The organism is Nocardioides ureilyticus, assembly GCF_051280745.1.
In the GTDB taxonomy this organism is placed as follows: domain Bacteria; phylum Actinomycetota; class Actinomycetes; order Propionibacteriales; family Nocardioidaceae; genus Nocardioides.
Genome location: NZ_JBNCOG010000041.1, coordinates 13,567 through 34,388, shown reverse-complemented (window position 1 = coordinate 34,388; position 20,822 = coordinate 13,567). Strand labels below are relative to the sequence as shown.

General features: G+C 74.3%; 19 protein-coding genes. 12 read left to right on the top strand and 7 right to left on the bottom strand.

Features of this window, described 5'->3' with window-relative positions; all coding sequences use genetic code 11:
* The 3 genes from ACSMHG_RS17520 to ACSMHG_RS17510 form a co-directional block, all read left to right on the top strand.
* Window positions 1-2,012: FAD-binding and (Fe-S)-binding domain-containing protein (locus ACSMHG_RS17520; protein ID WP_435747489.1), on the top strand; the 2,012-nt coding region annotated here is incomplete at its 5' end.
* Between the two features lie 82 nt (window positions 2,013-2,094).
* Window positions 2,095-3,339 carry a class I SAM-dependent methyltransferase gene (locus ACSMHG_RS17515; protein WP_435747487.1) on the top strand — a complete coding sequence of 415 codons (1,245 nt, stop codon included), beginning with the start codon at window positions 2,095-2,097 and terminating at the stop codon, window positions 3,337-3,339.
* A 3-nt stretch (window positions 3,340-3,342) separates the two neighbouring features.
* On the top strand, window positions 3,343-4,368 hold the full coding sequence (locus ACSMHG_RS17510) for a hypothetical protein (RefSeq protein ID WP_435747485.1): 1,026 nt from the start codon (window positions 3,343-3,345) through the stop codon (window positions 4,366-4,368).
* Between the two features lie 168 nt (window positions 4,369-4,536).
* On the opposite strand, the gene ACSMHG_RS17505 is transcribed toward ACSMHG_RS17510, so the two are convergent.
* The gene (locus ACSMHG_RS17505; protein WP_435747483.1) at window positions 4,537-5,370 is read right to left on the bottom strand and encodes a hypothetical protein; all 834 of its coding nucleotides are present in this window, start codon (window positions 5,368-5,370) and stop codon (window positions 4,537-4,539) included.
* Window positions 5,371-5,766: 396 nt separating this feature from the next.
* On the opposite strand from ACSMHG_RS17505, the gene ACSMHG_RS17500 reads away from it, so the two are divergent.
* Window positions 5,767-7,146 (top strand): HNH endonuclease signature motif containing protein, encoded by a 1,380-nt coding sequence (locus ACSMHG_RS17500; RefSeq protein WP_435747481.1) that lies wholly within the window; start codon window positions 5,767-5,769, stop codon window positions 7,144-7,146.
* Window positions 7,147-7,304: 158 nt separating this feature from the next.
* On the opposite strand, the gene ACSMHG_RS17495 is transcribed toward ACSMHG_RS17500, so the two are convergent.
* Entirely contained in the window at window positions 7,305-7,775 is a 471-nt protein-coding gene (locus ACSMHG_RS17495) for an Rv1443c family protein (RefSeq protein ID WP_435747479.1), read from the bottom strand.
* Window positions 7,776-7,885: 110 nt separating this feature from the next.
* Between ACSMHG_RS17495 and ACSMHG_RS17490 the strand changes: the two genes are divergently transcribed.
* The 3 genes from ACSMHG_RS17490 to ACSMHG_RS17480 are packed head-to-tail and all read left to right on the top strand — an operon-like array spanning window position 7,886 to window position 10,081.
* Window positions 7,886-8,926: a DNA topoisomerase IB gene (locus tag ACSMHG_RS17490; protein WP_435747477.1), complete on the top strand. Its 1,041-nt coding sequence runs from the start codon at window positions 7,886-7,888 to the stop codon at window positions 8,924-8,926.
* Window positions 8,927-9,445: an O-acetyl-ADP-ribose deacetylase gene (locus tag ACSMHG_RS17485; RefSeq protein ID WP_435747475.1), complete on the top strand. Its 519-nt coding sequence runs from the start codon at window positions 8,927-8,929 to the stop codon at window positions 9,443-9,445.
* 15 nt (window positions 9,446-9,460) lie between these two features.
* Window positions 9,461-10,081 (top strand): maleylpyruvate isomerase family mycothiol-dependent enzyme, encoded by a 621-nt coding sequence (locus ACSMHG_RS17480; protein WP_435747473.1) that lies wholly within the window; start codon window positions 9,461-9,463, stop codon window positions 10,079-10,081.
* 31 nt (window positions 10,082-10,112) lie between these two features.
* Here ACSMHG_RS17480 and serC read toward each other — a convergent pair whose 3' ends face one another.
* Entirely contained in the window at window positions 10,113-11,243 is a 1,131-nt protein-coding gene (serC, locus tag ACSMHG_RS17475) for a phosphoserine transaminase (RefSeq protein ID WP_435747471.1), read from the bottom strand.
* Window positions 11,244-11,318: 75 nt separating this feature from the next.
* On the opposite strand from serC, the gene ACSMHG_RS17470 reads away from it, so the two are divergent.
* On the top strand, window positions 11,319-11,867 hold the full coding sequence (locus ACSMHG_RS17470) for a GNAT family N-acetyltransferase (RefSeq protein WP_435747469.1): 549 nt from the start codon (window positions 11,319-11,321) through the stop codon (window positions 11,865-11,867).
* Window positions 11,868-12,017: 150 nt separating this feature from the next.
* Window positions 12,018-12,587: a VldE C-terminal domain-containing protein gene (locus ACSMHG_RS17465; protein ID WP_435747467.1), complete on the top strand. Its 570-nt coding sequence runs from the start codon at window positions 12,018-12,020 to the stop codon at window positions 12,585-12,587.
* 27 nt (window positions 12,588-12,614) lie between these two features.
* Here the strand turns inward: ACSMHG_RS17465 and ACSMHG_RS17460 are convergent, their stop codons facing one another.
* On the bottom strand, window positions 12,615-13,718 hold the full coding sequence (locus ACSMHG_RS17460) for a citrate synthase 2 (RefSeq protein WP_435747465.1): 1,104 nt from the start codon (window positions 13,716-13,718) through the stop codon (window positions 12,615-12,617).
* A gap of 90 nt (window positions 13,719-13,808) precedes the next feature.
* Between ACSMHG_RS17460 and pdxH the strand changes: the two genes are divergently transcribed.
* From pdxH to ACSMHG_RS17445, 3 genes are all read left to right on the top strand, one after another.
* On the top strand, window positions 13,809-14,465 hold the full coding sequence (gene pdxH, locus ACSMHG_RS17455; RefSeq protein ID WP_435747463.1) for a pyridoxamine 5'-phosphate oxidase: 657 nt from the start codon (window positions 13,809-13,811) through the stop codon (window positions 14,463-14,465).
* Between the two features lie 369 nt (window positions 14,466-14,834).
* A complete protein-coding gene (locus tag ACSMHG_RS17450; RefSeq protein ID WP_435747461.1) occupies window positions 14,835-16,457 on the top strand; it encodes an MDR family MFS transporter in 1,623 nt (540 codons plus the stop codon).
* Between the two features lie 5 nt (window positions 16,458-16,462).
* Window positions 16,463-16,957: a MarR family winged helix-turn-helix transcriptional regulator gene (locus ACSMHG_RS17445; RefSeq protein WP_435747459.1), complete on the top strand. Its 495-nt coding sequence runs from the start codon at window positions 16,463-16,465 to the stop codon at window positions 16,955-16,957.
* A gap of 28 nt (window positions 16,958-16,985) precedes the next feature.
* Here the strand turns inward: ACSMHG_RS17445 and ACSMHG_RS17440 are convergent, their stop codons facing one another.
* From ACSMHG_RS17440 to ACSMHG_RS17430, 3 genes are read right to left on the bottom strand one after another with little or no spacing between them, the layout of a single operon-like run.
* Window positions 16,986-18,644, bottom strand: coding sequence for a glycoside hydrolase family 13 protein (locus ACSMHG_RS17440; protein ID WP_435747457.1), 1,659 nt, complete (start codon window positions 18,642-18,644; stop codon window positions 16,986-16,988).
* A gap of 12 nt (window positions 18,645-18,656) precedes the next feature.
* Window positions 18,657-19,379 carry a hypothetical protein gene (locus tag ACSMHG_RS17435; protein WP_435747455.1) on the bottom strand — a complete coding sequence of 241 codons (723 nt, stop codon included), beginning with the start codon at window positions 19,377-19,379 and terminating at the stop codon, window positions 18,657-18,659.
* Entirely contained in the window at window positions 19,379-20,770 is a 1,392-nt protein-coding gene (locus tag ACSMHG_RS17430) for a cryptochrome/photolyase family protein (RefSeq protein WP_435747453.1), read from the bottom strand. The genes ACSMHG_RS17435 and ACSMHG_RS17430 overlap by 1 nt, the downstream gene beginning before the upstream one ends.
* Window positions 20,771-20,822 lie beyond the last annotated feature (52 nt).

Sequence of the window (20,822 nt, the reverse complement as noted above, 5' to 3'; positions counted from 1 at the left end):
ACGCCGTGCCCGCGATCCTCGCCGCCTGCGGCCGCCCGGTCGACGCGGCGGCCGGCGTCGGCCGCGGTGGCCTGGTGGCCTGCGAAGGGCTCGACGCCCGGATCGTCGACCTCGTGCGCGCCCGCGGAGGGGGCGTGCCCGACCTGCCGCGCGGCGCCGGGTGGCTCTTCGTCGAGGTGAGCGACCCCGCGCTGGTGGGGGCCGTCCTCGGGGTGGCCGACGCGCTGGAGTCCCGCCTGGTGGAGTCGGCCGCCGAGGCCGCCGCGCTCTGGCGGATCCGCGAGGACGGCGCCGGCCTGGCCGCCCGCTCGCTGAGCCGGCCGGCCCACGCCGGGTGGGAGGACGCTGCGGTGCCGCCGGAGCACCTCGGCGCGTGGCTGCGCGACTTCGACGAGCTGCTCCGCGAGCACGGCCTCGACGGCGTGCCCTACGGCCACTTCGGCGACGGCTGCGTCCACGTCCGCATCGACTTCCCCTTCGTGGCCGGGGGCGCCGGCGACGGTGCGGCGCGCTTCCGGGAGTTCCTCGTAGCCAGCGCCACCCGGCTGGCGTCGTACGGCGGGTCGCTCTCCGGCGAGCACGGCGACGGCCGGGCGCGCTCGGAGCTGCTGCCGCTGATGTACGACGCCGAGTCGCTGCGGCTCTTCGCCGCGGCCAAGGCGATCTGCGACCCCGACGGGCTGCTCAACCCGGGCGTGCTCGTCGACCCGGACCCGCTCGACGCCGACCTGCGGCCCGAGCAGCCCCGGGCGCAGGTCCGCACCGCGCTCCGCTTCGTCCACGACGGCGGCTCGATGGGCAACGCGGTGCACCGGTGCACCGGCGTCGGCAAGTGCGTGGTCCCCTCGCTGCCCGGCGCGGGCGTGATGTGCCCGTCGTACCTCGCCACCCGCAACGAGAAGGACTCCACCCGCGGCCGCTCGCGCGTCCTCCAGGAGGCGCTCGACGGCTCGCTCGTCGACGGCCTCGCCGACCCGGCGGTCCACGAGGCGCTCGACCTCTGCCTGTCCTGCAAGGGCTGCGCGTCGGACTGCCCCACCGGTGTCGACATGGCGACCTACAAGTCCGAGACGCTGCACCAGACCTACGCCGGCCGCCGCCGTCCCCGCACGCACTACACGCTGGGCCGGCTGCCGCGGTGGGCCGCGCTCGCCGCCCCGGTCGCGCCCGCCCTCAACCGCGCGCTGCGGTGGAAGCCGGTCGCCGCGGCCGCCCGCGCGACGGCCGGGCTCGACCAGCGGCGGTCGATCCCGCGGTTCGCCGACCGGACGCTGCGGCGCCAGGCGGGTCGCTCGGGCGACCAGGCGGGCGCGCCCGACGTGTGGCTGTGGGCCGACTCCTTCACCGACCACTTCATGCCCGGCAGCGGCCTGGCCGCGATCCGGGTGCTGGAGGCGGCCGGGCTGCGGGTCCGGGTGATCCCCGAGTCGGCCTGCTGCGGCCTGACCTGGGTGACGACCGGCCAGCTCGACAAGGCCCGGTCCATCGCCGCCCGCACCGCCGCCACCCTCGCGCCGTACGTCGAGAGCGGGGTGCCCGTCCTCGGCGTCGAGCCGTCCTGCCTCGCGTCGCTGCGCAGCGACCTCGCCGAGCTGGTCGACGACCCGCGGGCCGCGACGGTCGCCGGCGGCGTGCTCACCTTCGCCGAGCTCCTCGAGCGGCTCGACGTGGCGGTGCCCGACCTGACCGGCGTGGAGGTCGTGGCCCAGCCGCACTGCCACCACTCCTCGGTGCTCGGCTGGTCGGCCGACCAGCGGCTGCTGGAGCGGGCCGGGGCGACGGTGACCCGGGTGCCGGGCTGCTGCGGCCTGGCTGGCAACTGGGGCGTCGAGAAGGGGCACTACGAGACGTCGGTGGCTGTCGCCGAGACGCACCTGTTGCCGGCCGTCCGGGCGAACCCCGGCGCGGTGGTCCTGGCCGACGGCATGTCGTGCAAGATCCAGCTCGACGACCTCGCCGACGTCCCGGCGCTGCACCTGGCCGAGCTGCTCGCGTCTAGGCTCGACGCATGAACCCCCGCCACCGCCGACTCGTGATCCCGTTGGCGCTGGCGGCCCTGCTGGCGGTGGTGGTCGTCTCGGCCCTGGTGAACCGGTGAGCGAGCCGCTGCTGCGGGTCCTGGCCCGGATGCGCGGCCACCTGCTCGACCCCGACACGCTGGTGCGTGCGGTCGCCTCAGGGCGGCAGAAGGGACAGCAGCCGCGCTGGCGCCGCGTCGAGCTGCGCTACGTCGACCTCAAGGCCGGCCGGCACCTGCAGGTCACGACGTACGACGAGACCCAGGCGCACACCGCCAACCACAGCATCGGCTCCGGCTCGGGCGACGCCGCCCGCGACGCCGTCGACGACCTGCTCGACGAGCCGTTCGGCAACTGGCACGTCGAGACCACGACCGAGTCGCACCAGGTACGGGTGACCAAGAAGCTCGAGGCGGTCGTCCACACCACCCAGCGCGCGGAGGCCGTCGAGCCGGACCGCGGCCACGACCGCGACAAGCAGCGGCTGCTCGCCGAGGACGACCCGGTCTTCCGCGCCCTCGGCCTCACCGACGCCGAGGGCCGGCTGAAGCCGAGCCGGCACGCGAAGTTCCGCCAGGTCGAGGAGTTCCTCCGGCTGCTCGACTCCTCGGTCGCGGACGCGGTCCAGAAGGGCCACCTGCGTCGGCCGACGCCCGAGGAGCCGCTGCGGGTGGCCGACATGGGGTGCGGCAACGCCTACCTCACCTTCGCCGCGCAGCGGTACCTCACCGAGGTGCGCCGGCTCCCGGTCGTGGTCACCGGCGTCGACGTCAAGGAGCAGTCGCGCGAGCACAACAGCGCCGTGGCGGCCGAGCTCGGCGTCGAGGCGGAGTTCGTGGTCGGCTCCATCTCCGGGGCGGTGCTCGACCCGGCGCCGGAGGTCGTGCTGGCCCTGCACGCCTGCGACACGGCCACCGACGAGGCGCTCGCCCGGGCGGTGGAGTGGGGCGCGCAGCTGGTGCTCGCCGCGCCGTGCTGCCACCACGACATCGCCGCCCAGCTGCGCAAGGCGCCGACCCCGTCGCCGTACGCGCTGCTCACCCGGCACGGCATCCTCCGCGAGCGGCTCGCCGACACCCTCACCGACGGCCTGCGCGCGGCCCTGATGCGGATCCAGGGGTACCGGGTCGACGTGGTGCAGTTCGTGGAGTCCCAGCACACCCCGCGCAACACCATGCTCCGCGCCGTCCGCACCGGCTCCCCGGTCAAGGGCGGTGGCGTGCGCAAGGAGTACGACGAGCTGGTCGCCACCTGGTCGGTCCGCCCGCGGTTGGCCGAGCTGCTGGGGCTGCACGAGCAGCACGCGCCTGGGCAGGACTGAGCCGTGCTCCACCGGGTGCTCGCGGCTCTCCTGCCGGTGCCGTTCCTCCTGGCGGCGGTGGCCGCGCCGGCCGGCGCGGACGCGGACGCGGCGTTCGCCTTCCAGGACCCGCGCATCGTGGAGTCCAGCGGCCTGGTGGTGGTCGACGGCCTCTTCGTCACCACGAACGACTCCGGCGACACCGGCCGGGTCTTCACCGTCGACCCCGAGACGGGGGAGACGGTCGGCGTCACGACGTGGGCCGAGGAGCCGGTCGACGTGGAGGCGCTGGCCCCGGCCGGCGACGGGTCGGTGTGGGTAGGCGACATCGGCGACAACCCGGGGAACCGCCCGTCGGTGACCGTGACGAAGGTGCCGGTGGGGCGCGGGCCGATCGACGCGACCGACGCTGCGACGTACGAGCTGGTGCTGCCCGACGGCCCCACCGACGCCGAGACGCTGCTGGCCCACCCGAGGACCGGCCGGCTGCTCGTGGTCACCAAGACCGTCTTCGGCGGGACGGTCCTGCAGGCCCCGGCCCGGCTGTCGCCCGGCCGTCCCAACGAGCTCCGGCCGGTTGGCGCGACGTCCCAGCTCGGCCTGGCGACCGACGGCGCGTTCTTCCCGGGTGGTGAGCACGTGGTGCTGCGCGACTACGTCCGGATCGTCGTCTACACCTGGCCCGGGATGGACCCCCTCGCCGAGATCCCGCTGCCGGAGCAGGAGCAGGGCGAGGGGCTCGCCGTCGACGACCGCGGGCGGGTCTTCGTCAGCAGCGAGGGGGTGCGCCAGCCGGTGCTGCGGATCCCGCTGCCGGGCCGCGTGCGCGAGGCGGTGTCGCCGGCCGAGCCGGAGCCGACGCCGACGCCGACGCCAGAGCCCCAGCCCGACGCCTCTCCAGGTGCGGACGCCGGCTCGCCGGGGGAGGGCCTCGGCAACGACCTCACCGAGGTCGGCGATGCCGACCGCCCCGCCTGGCCGTGGTTCGTGGGCGGGTTCGTCGCCCTCGGCGCGCTGCTGCTCCTCGGTCGCTCCCTGCGCCCGCGCTGACGAGGCTGCTGGTCGAGCCGGGGTCGGCGGTCGAGCCCGACTCGGTGGTCGAGCAGGCTGCTTTCGGTGGTCGAGCCTGTCGAGACCACGGTGTTGGTCGGTGGTCGAGCCCGGCTCGGTGGTCGAGCCTGTCGAGGCCACAAAGTCGCCCGCCGCTCGACGATCGCGTCACCGGTCGAGCCAGGGGAACCCCAGTCCGTAGCCCTCGTCGCTGCGGATGACGGTCGAGCACTCCGACTCGACGATCGTGACCGCGCGCCGGGTGCCGGTCCGGTCCTCGACGACGGCGGTGTAGGTCGGCTCGGGGCTGGCCGCGCAGTCGACCATGCCGACGGCGACCGCGTGGAGGCCGATGCGCACCCGTTCGGCCTCGTCGGCGGTCAGCTCACGGACGCTGGGTTCCTCGCCCTCGGCCCCGTGCCGCCACCTGCAGACGATCCCGCGCACCGCTGGCAGTGGCATCAGCATGGGTTGTCGCCGGCCGAGCAGGTAGCCGGTGTCGAGCGACGCCGACTCACCGTCGACGTCGACGCTGTCCGGCTTGCGGGGGTCCTCCGGGCAGGCGAGTGGTACGTCGCTCGGGGAGTGCCCGAAGGCGTCGGCGTACTGGCTCCCGAACGCCGTCATGAACGCTCCGTAGACGCCGAGCCCGTCCGGTCCGTCGACGAGCGCTCCGGATCCGTGCAGCGTCCCAGCGCAGCCGGGGTCGGTGGACCCGACGACGGTCGCAACCCGGCCGTCGGCGTACCCGACCTGCACGCGGTAGGTGCGGCCCCACGACCCGTCACAGCGTTCTCCCGCGGAGGTCTCCTCCGGGTCGAGGACCTCCAGGTCGTCGACGATGTCCAGGTGGGTGGTGAGGGCGTCGGACGGCACCTCGGCGTGCGCCGTACGTCCCTGCGGTCCCGGGCAGAACCGTGCCCAGACCGCGGTCCCCTCGATGCTCGTGCGCCGGGCCTCCGCGGTGTCGAGGCACGCCTCGGGAACCGCCTCGCTGGACACCGATGCCGTGCTCCGGGACTGGGACCCCGCTTCGTCCACCTCCTCAGTGGCCGCGCACGCCGTCGACCCCAAGAGCAGGAGCAGGAGTAGGAGCAGGCCGGCTGCGCGTCGCGCCGCGGGAGTGGTCGGGTTCACGTTCCTAGGACGTCGGCCCCCGCACGCCCGTTCCCAGCTGCGGAAGGGCTCGATGATCGGGCCAGGCTCGGTGGTCGAGCCCGGCTCGGTGGTCGAGCCCGGCTCGGTGGTCGAGCTTGTCGAGACCACAAGGTCGTCCGGCGGTCGAGCCCGGCTCGGTGGTCGAGCTTGTCGAGACCACGAATCCGTCGCACCGGAACGTCCTGCACAGGCGAGCGCAACCCACTGGCACTCGAACAGGAGTTCGAGTAAACTTAGGCCATGACGTTGGCCGCGGATTTCGAGCAGCAGCTGGACACCCCGTCCCGTGTGCTCACCGCGGTCCGGGAACGGCGCCGGGCGGCGGACCGTGCCGAGGCCGAGCAGCTGGAGCTGGCGGTGCAGTGGTGCCTCCAGCACCCCGCGGAGCACGTGGGAACCGCGGCGTGGTCGGCTGCGTTCGGGGACCAGGTCGTCGGCCTGGCCGGCGAGGGCGCCCCGATGGTCAGCGAGTTCGCGGTCGAGGAGTTCGCCGCCGCGCTGGGCATGTCCACCGACACCGGCCGCGCCTACCTCGGCGAGGCCCTGGAGCTGCGCTACCGCCTGCCCAGGCTCTGGGAGCGCGTCACCCGGGTGCAGGTCCCGGCCTGGAAGGCGCGGCTGGTGGCCCGGCGGACCATGGCGCTACCGGAGGCGGGCGCGGAGTTCGTCGACCGGCACCTCGCCCCGGTCGCGGCCACCATCGGTGTGGCCGCGCTGCAGCGGCTGGTCGAGGAGGCCGAGGTCCGGTTCGACCCCGACGCCGCGGAGACCCGACGCCTCGAGCAGGCCGAGGCGCGGCACGTGAGCATCCAGACCCGCCAGCTCTCCTTCGACGGCCACGTCGAGGTGATGGCGACCCTCGACGTCGCCGACGCCCTCTACCTCGAGGAGGCGGTGACCAAGGGCGCCGCGGTGCTCGCCGCCCTCGGCTCCCAAGACCTCGAGGGCGCGCGCCGGGCCCGGGCACTGGGCGAGATGGCCCGCCGCGACCTGACCCTGACCTACGACACCGACCCCGCGCCGCTGGTGGTCCACGTCCACCAGGCGCCCACACCCGACCACGCCGACGGTGAGGGCAGCCAGGTGGCTGCCGGCGAGGTGGGCCCGGTGGTGCGGGTGGAGAACACCCGGTCGTTCGTGCTCGCCGGGCAGTTGGCCGAGTGGTGCACGCACGCCGCGAGGGTCACGATCAAGCCGGTCATCGACCTCGAGGGCCGGGTCCACGTCGAGGGCTACGAGGTGCCCGACCGGCTCAAGGACCACGTCGGGCTGCGCGACCACCACTGCGTCTTCCCGCACTGCACCCGACCCGCCACCCGGTGCGAGCACGACCACGTCCTCGCCCATGGCCGGGGTGGACCGACCTGCTCGTGCAACATCGCGCTGCTGTGCACCCGCCACCACCGGATCAAGACCCACGGCGGCTGGACCTACGAGCCCCTCGTGGCCGGCACCTACCTGTGGACCAGCCCGCACCGACTGCGCTACCTCGTCGACCCCACCGGCACCCACGACGCCAACCGGCATCACCACCACCACGACGGTCTCGGCCCAGTCAAGACCAGACCCGAGACCAGGCCCGAGGCCAGACCCGTGGCCGGCGAACCACCCGACCACTAGCCACCCCGCCCCACACCCCGCCCCACCCCCCGCCGCAGCACCACCCGGCGGGGGCACAGCCACGCCCGGGCAAGCCGGGCCCCGGGATCCGCTGATGCACGTGCGCGAACAGCGGGCGTGACGGGGGGCATAGGAACCGTGGCGGGCGCTTCCGGCGATCAGCGAACGGCAAAGTGCTCCTGCAGTCGGCGGTGCCGATGCTTGAAGAAGGCGTCCACGACGCGCGAGAGAACGACCGCTAGGCCGGGGATCGGAAGGCGGGGCTGCAGGGTCACGCGGTCATGCACCCGAGTGCCGCCCGCCACAGGTGTCAGGGTCCGCTCGTGCTCCCACCGGCGGAACGTCACCATGGTCGAGCGCTCCAGGAACCGGACGCCCGTCTCGACCTCGACCACTGTCAGGTGGTCGAAGTCGAAGGGGACGAGGCCGAACAGCCGGAGCCACGCTCGGCCGATGGGCTGTCCGAGAGGGAGTGACGCCACCGTCATCCCGGCCGCTCGGCGCGGCATGCTCATCGTCATCCAAGGCCGCATCTCGTGGTTGATGCCATCGGGGTGGGTCACTCGTTCCCATACGGCCGCAGCGGCTGCCGGCACGTCCACGTAGTTCTCAACAGTCCTCGTCCTCAACCGTCGCTCCTCCAGCCTTGATCTCCGCTGCCGACCCGCGCCACATCATGGCGCCGTTCGCTCGGGCCCGGCGGAGTTTGGTCGTGGCCCGGCGCGGTCACCGTCGCGGCATGCCCCGTCTCCGCCGTACCTCCCCGGACCAGCCCGGGTGGACGCGGCGCCGCGCCGGCAAGGGCTTCGTCTACCTCGACCAGCACGGCCAGCGGCTCTCCGACGAGGACGCCCAGCGGGTCCGCGACCTGGTCATCCCTCCGGCGTGGAAGGACGTCTGGGTGACGCCCTACCCCAACGGGCACCTGCAGGCCGTCGGCACCGACGACGCCGGCCGCCGGCAGTACCTCTACCACCCGGTCTGGCGCGAGCGGCGCGACGCCGAGAAGTTCGAGCGGATGCTGGAGTTCGGCGAGGCGCTGGCCGACGCCCGGGCGCTCGTGGTCGCCGACCTCGGCAAGGAGGGCATGCCGCTGGAGCGGGCCTGCGCCGCGGCCGTGCGCCTCCTCGACCTCGGCTACTTCCGCATCGGCAACGACGTCTACGCCGACACCAACGGCAGCTTCGGCCTCACCACGCTCGAGCGGCGCCACGTCCGCCGCCAGCAGGACCGGCTGGTCTTCGCGTTCACCGGCAAGTCCGGCGTGGACCACCGCATCGAGATCGACGACGCGGTCGTCGTCGAGGCCATCGAGGCGATGCGCCGGCGCCGGGGCGCCGGCGGCCGCCTGCTGTCGTACAGGGACGGCCGCTCCTGGCGTGACCTGCTGCCGACCCTGGTCAACGAGTACGTCCGGTCCTCGACCGGGCTCGAGGCCACCGCGAAGGACTTCAGGACCTGGCACGCCACCGTGCTGGCGGCCGCCGCGCTCGCCGAGACGCCGGAGCACGGCGAGAGCAAGGCCTCGCGGAAGCGGGCGGTCTCCGGCGCGATGAAGGAAGTCTCGCAGTTCCTCGGGAACACCCCCACCCTGGCGCGGTCCTCCTACGTCGACCCCCGGGTGATCGAGTCCTACGAGGCGGGCCGCACGATCGCCGCGGCCACCGGGCGCGAGTACGACAATCCCGACGAGCGCCAGGCGGCCCTGGAGCGGGCCACGCTGCGGCTGCTGCGAGGGGAGCCGGACGAGCAGGACGAGCGGGAAGCGGAGGCGAGCTGAGTGCAGATCACCGTGGTCGAGGGCGACATCACCACCCAGGACGTGGACGCGGTCGTCAACGCCGCGAACCGGCGGATGCGCGGCGGTGGCGGTGTCGACGGCGCCATCCACCGGGCCGGCGGACCGGAGGTCCTCGCCGACTGCGAGCGGCGCTTCCCCCGCGGGCTCGCCACGGGCGATGCCGGCTGGACCACGGCCGGTCGGATGCCGGCACGCTGGGTCATCCACGTCGTCGGACCGAACCACAGCGCCGGCGAGACCGACCGCGCGCTGCTCACCTCCTGCTACCGCCGGGCCCTCGAGGTCGCCGACGAGCTCGGCGCCCGGTCGGTGGCCTTCCCCCTGGTCTCGGCCGGCATCTACGGCTGGCCGCTCGAGGACGCCGTCGACGCGGCGCTGGAGACGCTCGGCGGCACGCCGACCGAGGTCGCCGAGGCGCGGATGGTGGCCTTCGGCAGCTCGACGTACGACGCCCTCCGCGCGGCGATGGCGCGGCACGGCCTGGGAAGCGACAGCTGACGCTAGGTTCGCCGCATGGACCTCATGCTCGAGGCGGAGCGCGAGCGCACCGAGCTCGCCGAGCTGCTCGCCGGCCTGTCCCCGGAGGAGTGGGAGGCGCCGTCGCTGTGCGAGGGCTGGACGGTGCGCGACGTCGTCGCCCACGTCGTCAGCTACGAGGGCCTGACCCTCCGTGAGGTGGGTGCACGGATGGCGCGCGGCCGGCTGACCTTCGCAGGGGTCAACGCAGCCGCGCTCCGCGACCACCGGACGGCGTCCCCCGACCAGCTGCTGCAGCGGCTGCGGGAGTACCCGCGACCCACCGGGCTGACCGCGGCCCGCAACGGTGCGGTCGGCCTGGTCGACGGGCTGATCCACCAGCAGGACATCCGCCGGCCCCTGGGCAAGCCCCGGGCGATCGATCCCGACCGGCTGCGGTTCGCGCTCGGGTTCGCCGTCACGGCGCCGCCGCTGCGCGGCTTCTGGAAGGCGCGCGGTGTCCGGGTCGTCGCCACCGACGTCGACTGGGCGCTCGGGCGGGGACCGGAGGCCCGCGGGCCGGGCGAGGCGGTGCTGATGTCGCTGGCCGGACGTCGCGGCGCCGCCGACGGGCTCACCGGCCCGGGCAGCGCGGTCCTACGACGACGGCTCGGCTGAGCCGACCAGGCAGCGGTCGCGGCCCGCGCCGCTACGGGACGATCCGCTCCAGCACCCAGTCGACCGAGGCCGTGAGCGCCTCGACGTCGGCGGGGTCGACGGCGGGGTACATCGCGACCCGGATCTGGTTGCGGCCGAGCTTGCGGTAGGGCTCGGTGTCGACGATGCCGTTGGCGCGCAGCACCGCGGCGAGCCGCGCGGCGTCCACCGGGGCCTCGAAGTCGATCGTCCCGATGACCAGCGAGCGGTGCGCCGGCTCCGGCACGAACGGGAACGCGTACGACGACTTCTCCGCCCAGCCGTAGAGCGCGTCGGAGGAGGCGGTCGTCCGCTCGACCATCCCGGCCAGGCCGCCGTGGGCCAGCATCCAGTCCAGCTGCTCGGCCATGAGGAAGAGCGTGGCCACCGCGGGGGTGTTGTAGGTCTGGTTCTTCCGCGAGTTCTCGATCGCCGTCGGCAGGTCGAAGAAGGCGGGGACGTGCCGGTCGGAGGCACCGATCCGCATCGCCCGCTCGAGGGCGGCGGGCGACATCGCCGCCAGCCAGAGCCCGCCGTCGGAGGCGAAGCACTTCTGCGGGGCGAAGTAGTAGGCGTCGACCTGGGTGAGGTCCACCGGCAGGCCGCCGGCGCCCGAGGTCGCGTCCACCAGGACCAGCGCCTCGTCGGCCGTCGTCCCCTCGGGGCGCACCACCGGAGCCATCACGGCGGTCGAGGTCTCGTTCTGCGCCCAGGCGTAGACGTCGACCCCGTCCTCGGCGACCGCAGCCGGCAGCGAGCCGGCCGGCGCCTGGACGAGTGTCGGCTGCTCGAGCCACGGCGCCGCGTCCGCCGCGGTGGCGAACTTCGAGGAGAACTCACCGAAGACCAGGTGCTGGCTGCGACGCTGGATGAGCCCGTACGTGGCGAGGTCCCAGAACGCAGTGGCGCCGCCGTTCCCCATCACGATCTCGTGGCCCTCGGGCAGGTCGAAGAGGGTGGCCAACCCCTCGCGGACCCGGCCGACGAGGTCCCGCACCGGCTGCTGGCGGTGGGAGGTGCCCATCAGCGACGCGCCGCTCGCAGCGAGCGCGTCGAGGTGGCCGGTCTGGATCTTCGACGGCCCCGCACCGAAGCGCCCGTCGCGGGGCAGCAGGTCGGCGGGGATCCGGGGGGCGTCGGTCATGGAGTACCTTCCGGGTGTCTCGGCAGCCGCGACAGTCTCGCAGCAGGCCCGTCGCACCGCCCAACCGGAGGGACCATGCCACCGACCGACCCCGGCCTGCGCCACCAGGCGACCGCTGTGGAGGCTCGCTCGCCCGAGGCGGGCGGCGGGGAGCTGGAGATCGTCCGGGTGGAGTACGGCCACCCGGACGCCGTCGCGCTGATCGAGCAGGTCCAGGAGGAGTACGTCGCCCGGTACGGCGGGCGGGACGAGTCACCGGTGGACCCGACGATGTTCACGCCACCGGTCGGCAGCTTCTTCGTCGGCTACGAGCGAGGCGTCCCGGTGGCGACCGGGGCCTGGCGGAGGTCGGACGTGTCGGCGCTGGGCGCCACGGCCACGGCCGAGGTGAAGCGGATGTACGTCGTGCCGGCCGCCCAGCGGCGCGGCCACGCCCGCCGGATGCTGGCCCACCTGGAGCGGACGGCGGCCGCCGCGGGCGTCGAGGCGCTGGTGCTCGAGACGGGACTGCGCCAGCCCGAGGCGATCGCGCTCTACGAGTCCAGCGGGTACGTCGCCATCCCCGGGTTCGGCTACTACAAGGACGCGCCCCTGTCGCGGTGCTTCGCCAAGCGGCTGGGCTGAACGGCTGGGCTGAACGGCTGGGCTGAACGGCTGGGCCGATCGGCAGAAGGGCCGAGAGCGGATAGCCCGGCCCGGGGGTCCTGTGGACCGTCCGGACGAACCACCGGCGAACCGCCGGCGCGAGGCCGGCGCCCTGCCTAGCGTCGCAGGGTGACTGCCCGGATCCTGCTGCCCCTCGCCCTGCTGCTGGCCCTCCTCGTCCCGGCCGCGCCCGCCGCGGCGCAGCTCGAGGACTACGCCGACTACCAGCCGCCGACCCGCTGCGCCCCCAAGCCGAAGCCGGGCACCGAGGCGCTGGGCCGCTGGATCGTGAAGCGGTACGGCGGGGGCTTCGGGGGCATCTCCCGCTCCTGCGGCAGCGGCACCTCCGAGCACCACGAGGGCCGGGCGTTCGACTGGACGCTGGACGCGACGACCCGGCATGGCCGGCGCGCTGCGCGGCAGTTCCTCCGCGACGTCCTCGCCGCCGACGGCCGGGGCCGCGAGCACGCCAAGGCCCGCCGGATGGGGATCATGTACGTCATCTGGGACGACCGGATGTGGTCGGCCTGGAACGGGTTCGAGCCGGAGCCCTACCTCAGCTCCTCGTGCCGCAAGCTGCGTCGGTGCAGCGAGACGCTGCGCCACCGCGACCACGTGCACCTCTCGCTGAGCCGCAAGGCCGGCCGGGGCCAGACGTCGTGGTACGTCGGCCGGGTCCCGCGGGCCACGCAGGGCTGAGGACCCGGCCGAGCAGCCGGTGCGGACTCAGTCCGCCCAGGCGGCGTCCCACCCCTCGACGTCCTCGGCGCTGCGGGAGGAGGGGCCGGTGTAGACCGCCGAGGGACGGATCAGGCGGCCGGTGCGCTTCTGCTCGAGGATGTGCGCCGACCAGCCCCCGGTGCGCGCGCAGGTGAACATCGAGGTGAACATGTGCGGCGGGACCTCGGCGAAGTCCAGGACGATCGCGGCCCAGAACTCGACGTTCGTCTCGAGCACCCGGTCCGGGCGCCGCTCGCGGAGCTCGGCGAGCGCGGCCTTCTCCAGCGCCTCGGCCACCTCGTAGCGGGGGGCGTTCAGCTCCTTGGCGGTGCGGCGCAGCACGCGGGCGCGGGGGTCCTCGGCCCGGTAGACCCGGTGGCCGAAGCCCATCAGCCGCTCGCCGCGGTCCAGGAGGCCCTTGACGTAGGCGGAGGCGTCGCCGGACTCCTCCACGTCGCCGATCATGCCGAGCACCCGCGACGGGGCGCCGCCGTGCAGCGGGCCGGACATCGCGCCGATCGCGCCGGAGAAGGCGGCGGCCACGTCGGCGCCGGTGGAGGTGATGACGCGGGCGGTGAACGTCGAGGCGTTCATGCCGTGCTCGGCCGCCGAGGACCAGTAGGCGTCGATGGCCTTGACGTGCTTGGGGTCGGCCTCGCCCTTCCAGCGGATCAGGAACTTCTCGGCCAGCGTCGCGCCCTCGTCGACGAGCGACTGCGGCACCACCGGCTGGTGGAGGCCGCGTGCGGACTGCGCGGCGTACGACAGGACCATGACGGCGACCCGGGAGAGGTCCTCGCGAGCCTGCTCGTCGGAGATGTCGTAGGTCTGGCGGAAGCCGAACGCGGGGGCGAGCATGGCGATCGCGGCCTGGACGTCGACGCGGACGTCGCCGGTGTGCACCGGGATGTTGTAGGCCTCGGCCGGCGGGAGGCCGGGGGTCCACCGGCCGTCGATGAGCAGGCCCCACACGTTCTCGAACGGGACGCGCCCGACGATGTCCTCGATGTCCACGCCGCGGTAGCGCAGCGCCGAGCCCTCCTTGTCCGGCTCGGCGATCTCCGTCTCGAAGGCGACGACGCCCTCCAGTCCGTGGTGCACGTCGACCATCGTCTCGACTCCTTCGTCCGGTTCCGCGGCAGAGCGGCCAGCCCGGGCGGGCGGCCCCCGGCATTGTGCACCTCTCCCTACGCTGGCGGCATGGCCGACCCCGACCTGGACCTGCGCAGCCTGCGGCAGGAGTACGCCGCCGCGGGCCTCGACGAGACCGACCTCGAACCGGACCCGGTGACCATGTTCCGCCGCTGGTTCGCCGAGGTGGAGGGGGTCGTCCACGAGCCCAACGCCATGGTCGTGGCCACGGTGTCGGCCGAGGGGCAGCCGTCGTCGCGGATGGTGCTGCTCAAGGGGGTCTCCGAGGCCGGGTTCGTCTTCTTCACCAACACCGCCTCGCGCAAGGGCCGGGACCTGGCCGCCAACCCGCGGTGCGCCCTGCTGTTCCCGTGGCACCCTCTGGAGCGGCAGGTGCGCGTGGACGGCGTCGCGAGCGCACTGCCGCCCGCTGCGGTCGCCGACTACTTCGCGGTCCGGCCCCGCGGGTCCCAGCTGGGTGCCTGGGCGTCCCACCAGTCCCGCCCGGTCGCCGACCGCGCGGAGCTCGCCGCGGCGTACCAGGAGGTCGAGGCGCGGTTCGCCGACGTGCCGGACGGCGAGGTGCCGGTCCCCGAGGAGTGGGGCGGGTACGTCGTGCTGCCCTCGGCCGTGGAGTTCTGGCAGGGCCGGCCGGGCCGGATGCACGACCGGCTCCTCTACACCCGCTCGGGTGACGGCTGGACGACCCAGCGCCTGGCGCCCTAGGACTCCCGTCGGTTCCAGCGGAAAAATCCCTTGAGCGGCGAGCGGGCGCGACCTACCTTTGCTGCACACGGGAAAGGAGGTGGTCCGAAGAATGAGTTCTTCTTGGACGCGTGAGGTGGCTGCCCGCTAGCAGCCCCGCTGTACACAGCAGGACGAGGGGTGGAACTCCCCGAGTTGCTGGCGAATCCACAGCAGCTACCCGACCCGCAGGTGAACCGGCTCCGTCCGCCGGCTGGGTCCCCGCTCCGGGGGTCACACCTGCGGGTCGCCGCATTTCCGGGGGCGGTGGGCTTGGCTCGAGGGCCGGAACGGAATAAAGTTGCTTCTGACAACCTTCTTTCCTCCGTGACCGCAGCGAAACGAGCCTCCGTGACCACAGCTCCGCCGCCCTCCCCGGGCGTGCCCGCCGGCCCGACGAGCGAGCAGTCGGGCGAGATGAGCCACCGGGAGATCCTCGAGGCGCTGTCCGGCCTGCTGCTGGCGATGTTCGTCGCGATGCTCTCGAGCACCGTGGTCGCCAACGCGCTGCCGGCCATCGTGACCGACCTCGACGGCAGCCAGACCGGCTACACCTGGGTCGTGGTCGCCACGCTGCTGACCATGACGGCGACGACGCCGATCTGGGGCAAGCTCGCCGACCTGTTCAGCAAGAAGATGCTGGTCCAGGTCGCGCTCGTGATCTTCGGCGTCGGCTCGCTCGCCGCCGGCCTCGCCCCGAGCATGGAGCTCCTCATCGGCGCCCGCGCCTTCCAGGGGCTCGGCGTCGGCGGCCTCACCGCGCTCGTGCAGGTGGTCATCGCCTCGATGGTGAGCCCCCGTGAGCGGGGCCGGTACGCCGGCTACATCGGCGCGGTCTTCGCCATCGCGACCGTCTCCGGCCCGCTCATCGGCGGCCTCATCGTCGACTCCCCGCTGGGCTGGCGCGGCACCTTCTTCGTCGGCATCCCCGTGGCGGTGCTCGCCTTCGTGGTGCTCCAGCGCACCCTGCACCTGCCGGTCGTGCGCCGGCCCGTCTCGATCGACTACCTCGGCGCGACGCTCATCGTCGCCGGCGTCTCCCTGGTCCTGGTCTGGGTCTCGCTCGCCGGCGGCGAGTTCGCCTGGTGGTCGGCGCCCACCGCCATGATGCTCGGTGCCGCCGCGGTGGTCATCGCCGCCGCGGTGTACGTCGAGGCGCGGGTCGCCGAGGAGCCGGTCGTGCCGCTGCGGCTCTTCCGCGACCGCACCACGTCCCTGGCCACGCTCGCCTCGGTGATGATCGGCCTGGCGATGTTCGGGTCGACGGTCTACCTCAGCCAGTACTTCCAGCTCGGCCGGGGGATGAGCCCGACCCGCGCCGGCCTGATGTCGGTCTGCATGGTCGGTGGCCTGCTGGTCTCCTCGATCGCCACCGGGCGGATCATCACCCGCACCGGTCTGTGGAAGCGCTGGCTGGTCGGCGGCACCGCCCTGGTGATCGTCGGCCTCGCGCTGCTGGGCACCATCGACGCCTCGATCCCGCTGTGGCTGATCGGCATCTACATGGCCGTCCTCGGCGTCGGCATCGGCGCGACGATGCAGAACCTGGTCCTCGCGGTGCAGAACTCCGCCAAGGCCTCCGACCTCGGTGCGGCCAGCTCCGTCGTGGCGTTCTTCCGCTCGATGGGTGGCTCGGTGGGCGTCTCCGTCCTGGGCGCCGTGCTGGCCCACCAGGTCGCCGACCAGGTGGCGGCGGGGCTGCGCCGGATGGGCGTCGAGGCGCCGACCGGCGGCACCGGCTCGATCCCGGACCTCTCCGCCCTGCCGGCCCCGGTCCGCGCGCTCTACGAGCAGAGCTTCGGGGAGGCGACCGGCCACCTGTTCCTGATCGCCGTGCCGTTCGCGGTGGTGGCCCTGGTCTGCGTGGTGCTCATCAAGGAGGTCCCGCTGCGGACCACGACCGGCGACAGCGTCGGCGAGCAGGTGGCGCCGGAGGCGACCGAGGACCTCGCTCCCACGCAGCGCACGCGATGATGGGTGTGCAGGTCGCGACCGGCGCGGCCGGTACGACGGGGTCGACAGGGGAGGACGCGGTGGAGCGGGCGGAGTCCCTGCGGCTGATCGAGCAGGAGGTGGGTGTCCTCATCCGCCGCGTGCGCCGCGTCATCGCGGAGCGGGCGCGGGCGGTGCACCCGGAGCTGCAGTCGGCGTCGTACCTCATGCTCGGCCACCTCGCCGGCCAGGGACCGATGCGGGCCTCGGCGCTCGCCGACACCTTCGGCGTCGACAAGGGGGCCATCAGCCGGCAGGTCCAGCACCTGATCGACCTCGGCCTCTGCGACCGCTCGCCGGACCCCGACGACGGCCGGGCCACGCTGCTGTCGGCCAGCGCGGACGCCGTCCGGCGCCTGCGCGAGGTGGCGGAGGACCGCAGCCGCCTGCTCGACCAGCGGCTGTCGGACTGGAGCAGCGAGGAGCTCACGGAGCTCGCCTCGATGCTCGGCCGCTACAACGCGACGCTCGGGCGCGACTGAGCCCCCCCGGCTGGCGCCTGCCGGCCGGTCAGCCGGTGGCCAGCCACACCCCGGTGTCCGGCGGCAGGTCGGTCAGGACGGGGCTGCTGGCGAGCAGCAGCTCGCCCGCGGGGAGCGGCACCGGCGCGGCGCCGCAGTTGACGACCACGGTGACCGGCCCGCGTCGGAAGGCCAGCACGTCCTCGCCCAGGTCGAGCATCTCCACCTCGTCGCCCGCCGTGGTCGCGAAGCTGCGGCGCGCCAGCAGCGCCGAGCGGTAGAAGGCCAGCGTCGAGTCCGGGTCGGCCGCCTGGGCCTCGACGGTGAGCGGGCCCCAGCCCGCGGGCTGGGGCAGCCAGGGCTGCCCGCTCCCCGGCCCGAAGCCGTACGGCGGTGCCTCTCCCGACCACGGGATCGGCACCCGGCAGCCGTCCCGGCCGGTGTCGGGCCGGTCCGTGTCGCGGGTCCGCAGCCAGGCCGGGTCCTGCCGGTGCTCGGGGGCGACGTCGACCTGCTCCAGCCCCAGCTCCTCGCCCTGGTAGAGGTAGGAGGACCCGGGAAGCGCGAGCATGGCCAGCGTGGCCGCGCGGGCCCGGGCGCGGCCGACCGGCCCGCCGCCGTACCGCGTGGCGTGCCGGACGACGTCGTGGTTGCTGAGCACCCAGGTGGGCGAGGCGCCGACCGGCGCGACCGCCGCCAGGGTGCCGGTGACGACGTCGGCGAAGGCGCGGGCCGACCACGGCGCCAGCAGCCACGCGAAGTTGAACGACTGCTGCATCTCGTCGGGGCGGACGAAGCGGGCCATCGACTCCGGCGTCTGGGTCCAGGCCTCGGCGACCATCATCCGGTCGCCGGGGTACTCCGCGAGCACCTGGTGCCAGCGGCGGTAGACGTCGTGCACCTCCGGCTGGTCCCACATCGGCTCGTCGCGCAGCGTCCGCTCGACCATCGAGTGGTCCTCGTCGACCGGGGCGCCGCTGCCGGGCTCCTCGTCCTCGCCGACCACCTGGTCGCGCAGCGACTCCTCCTTCACCAGCCCGTGGGCGACGTCGACCCGGAAGCCGTCGACGCCCCGATCCAGCCAGAAGCGCAGGACGTCGACGAACATCTCGCCGACCTCGGGATGGCGCCAGTCGAGGTCCGGCTGGCTGGAGTCGAAGAGGTGGAGGTACCACTGGCCAGGCCCTCCTGAGCCTGTCGAAGGGTCGGGCGTCCGGGTCCACGCCGGGCCGCCGAAGACCGAGCGCCAGTTGTTGGGCGGCTCGCCCGGCCGGTCGGCGGGGGAGTCGCGGAAGAGGTAGCGCGCCCGCTCCGGGCTGCCGGGCCCGGCAGCCAGCGCGGCGCGGAACCACTCGTGCTCCTCGGAGGTGTGGTTGGGCACCAGGTCGACGACCACCCGCAGGCCGAGGTCGTGGGCGGTGCGGACCAGCTCATCGGCGTCGGAGAGCGTGCCGAAGCGCGGGTCGACGTCGCGATAGTCGGCGACGTCGTAGCCGTGGTCGTGCTGCGGGGAGGTGTAGAACGGCGTGATCCACAGCGCGTCGACACCGAGCTCGCGCAGGTACGGCAAGCGCGAGGTGATGCCCGGCAGGTCGCCGACGCCGTCGCCGTCACTGTCGGCGAAGCTGCGCACGTAGACCTGGTAGACGACGCCGTGCCGCCACCACTCCGGCGTCGGGTGGTCGGCGGTTGGATCGTTCACAGCCATGCGGCCATGGAATCACCCGGGTGCCGGGCCGGCGAAGTCGGCGGGGTCGACGGTGAACCAGACCTGCTCCGAGGCGCCGACGAGCTGGTCGCGGACGTGCAGGGTGGTGGCGGTGTGCTGCCGCCGCCCGTCGGTACGGCGGTGCGCGCCCACGACGACGTGCGGGGCGCCGGGCTCGGGGAGGCGCCAGAGCCGCGCGGTCATCGAGCCGAGCACCATCGGTCGCTCGTCGACGCCGGCGGCCCAGGCCCCGGCGCAGTCGAGGGCCGCCCAGGCGACCGGCGCGGTGGCGTCGTCGGGCCCGGGCGTCCAGGTGGCCGCGACCCGGCCCGGACCCGCCGGGCCGGGGAAGATCCGCAGGCCGTCGCCGGGCTCGCGACCGGTGCCGCACGAGAAGCAGCCGGGGAACGGGTGCGCGCGGTGGCCGGCGTACGCCGCCTCCGCGGCGCGCGCCTCCTCGAGCGGGACGGCGGCCAGCGGGTCGGGCCCGGTCGCCGCCGGCCGGGCCTGGAGGACCACCTCGCCCTCGTCGGTGGCGACCGTCCAGCCGTCCCGCTCCTCGACCGGCATCGACCGCTCCAGCGGCGGCGGCCGGCGCAGCCGCACCTCGACCGCCTCGACCGCTTCGGCCGCGGTGCGGGGGGAGAGGAGGGCCGCGAGCGCGCCGGCGCTCCAGCCGCCGTTCGCGGAGCCGGGCGGGCCGCAGAAGCGGGACGGGATCGTGAGGGTCGCCATCACCGGATCCTCTCCCACCGGTCCAGCGCCTCGCGACGCTCCTCGGCGTGGTCGACCACCGGCTCGGGGTAGCCGACGGCCGCGCGCACCTGGCTCGACGGGTCGTGCGGGTCCGGCACCGCTGCGCGGTCGGCGAGCTCGGGGACCCAGGTGCGGACGTAGGTGCCGTCGGGGTCGAACGTACGGCCCTGCGTGGTCGGGTTGAAGACCCGGAAGAACGGCGAGGGGTCGGTGCCGGAGCCGGCGACCCACTGCCAGCCGTGGTTGTTCGAGGCGAGGTCGCCGTCGACCAGCCAGTGCAGGAAGTGGCGGGCCCCGTGCTGCCACTCCACGTGCAGGTCCTTGACCAGGAAGCTGGCGACGATCATCCGCACCCGGTTGTGCACCCAGCCGACCGAGCGGAGCTGGCGCATCCCGGCGTCCACGACCGGGTAGCCGGTGCGGCCCTGCTGCCAGGCCTCGAACAGCGCCCCCGGCTCGTCGTAGGGCAGCTGTGCGTACTGGGTCTTGTAGTACTCCCGCGCGGTGCGCGGCTGGTGCCAGAGGACGTCGGCGTAGAACTCGCGCCACGCGAGCTCCTTGCGGTACGCCGCCGCGCCGGTGCTCCCGCTGGTGCCCCCGCCGGTCCCGGGGCGCCGGGCGAGGTCGGCCAGGAGCTGGCGGGGGTGCACCTCGCCGTACTTGAGGTGCACCGACATCCGGGAGGTGCCGTCGGTGCCGGGCAGGTCGCGAGCCTCGTCGTAGTCCTCGAGCCCGTGCTCGAGGAACGCCGTCCACCGGGCGCGCGCGGCGTGCTCGCCGGCCTCGGGCAGGGTCAGCCCGTCCGGCAGCGGCGGGTCGGGCAGCTCGGTGGTGCCTCCGTCCTGCCCCTGCCCGAGCCCCAGCCACCGCCGGTGGTCGGGGGCGTCCTGCGGCGCCGGCCAGCCGTGCTCCTGCCACGCGCGCGAGAAGGGGGTGAACACGCGGTAGTGGTCGCCGGAGCCGTTGCGGACCTCCCCGGGCGCCACGGCGTACGGCGAGCCGGTGCGCACGAGCCGCAGGCCGTCGGTGTCGAGCGCGGCCTCGACGTCCCCGTCGCGCCGGCGGCCGTAGGGGCCGAAGTCCGCCGCGACGTGCACCCGCCGGGCGCCCACCGCCCGCGCGGCCCGCGGCACCTCGGTGGCCGGGTGGCCGCGCACCACCGACAGCCCCGGCGCGCCCAGGCCGCGCAGGGCGGCGTCCAGGGAGCGCAACGAGCGGGCCAGGTAGGCCCGCCGGCTCGGCCCGGCCGGCCCCCACAGCTGCGGGTCGAGGACGAACAGCGGGAGCACGTCTCCGTCGGCACAGGCCTCCAGCAGGGCCGGGTTGTCGCCCAGCCTGAGGTCGCGGCGGAACCACATCAGGGCGGTCATGCCGACCCAGTGCCCACCCGCGGGGCCAGCGGTGTGCACCCCAGGGCCGGGT

Coding starts and splice junctions, on each gene's coding strand:
- ACSMHG_RS17500 (WP_435747481.1), top strand. CDS start 5,767: ATGACGTTGGCCGCGGATTTCGAGCAGCAGCTGGACACCCCGTCCCGT.
- ACSMHG_RS17490 (WP_435747477.1), top strand. CDS start 7,886: ATGCCCCGTCTCCGCCGTACCTCCCCGGACCAGCCCGGGTGGACGCGG.
- ACSMHG_RS17480 (WP_435747473.1), top strand. CDS start 9,461: ATGGACCTCATGCTCGAGGCGGAGCGCGAGCGCACCGAGCTCGCCGAG.
- serC (WP_435747471.1), bottom strand. CDS start 11,243: ATGACCGACGCCCCCCGGATCCCCGCCGACCTGCTGCCCCGCGACGGG.
- ACSMHG_RS17470 (WP_435747469.1), top strand. CDS start 11,319: ATGCCACCGACCGACCCCGGCCTGCGCCACCAGGCGACCGCTGTGGAG.
- ACSMHG_RS17460 (WP_435747465.1), bottom strand. CDS start 13,718: ATGGTCGACGTGCACCACGGACTGGAGGGCGTCGTCGCCTTCGAGACG.
- pdxH (WP_435747463.1), top strand. CDS start 13,809: ATGGCCGACCCCGACCTGGACCTGCGCAGCCTGCGGCAGGAGTACGCC.
- ACSMHG_RS17440 (WP_435747457.1), bottom strand. CDS start 18,644: ATGGCTGTGAACGATCCAACCGCCGACCACCCGACGCCGGAGTGGTGG.
- ACSMHG_RS17435 (WP_435747455.1), bottom strand. CDS start 19,379: ATGGCGACCCTCACGATCCCGTCCCGCTTCTGCGGCCCGCCCGGCTCC.
- ACSMHG_RS17430 (WP_435747453.1), bottom strand. CDS start 20,770: ATGACCGCCCTGATGTGGTTCCGCCGCGACCTCAGGCTGGGCGACAAC.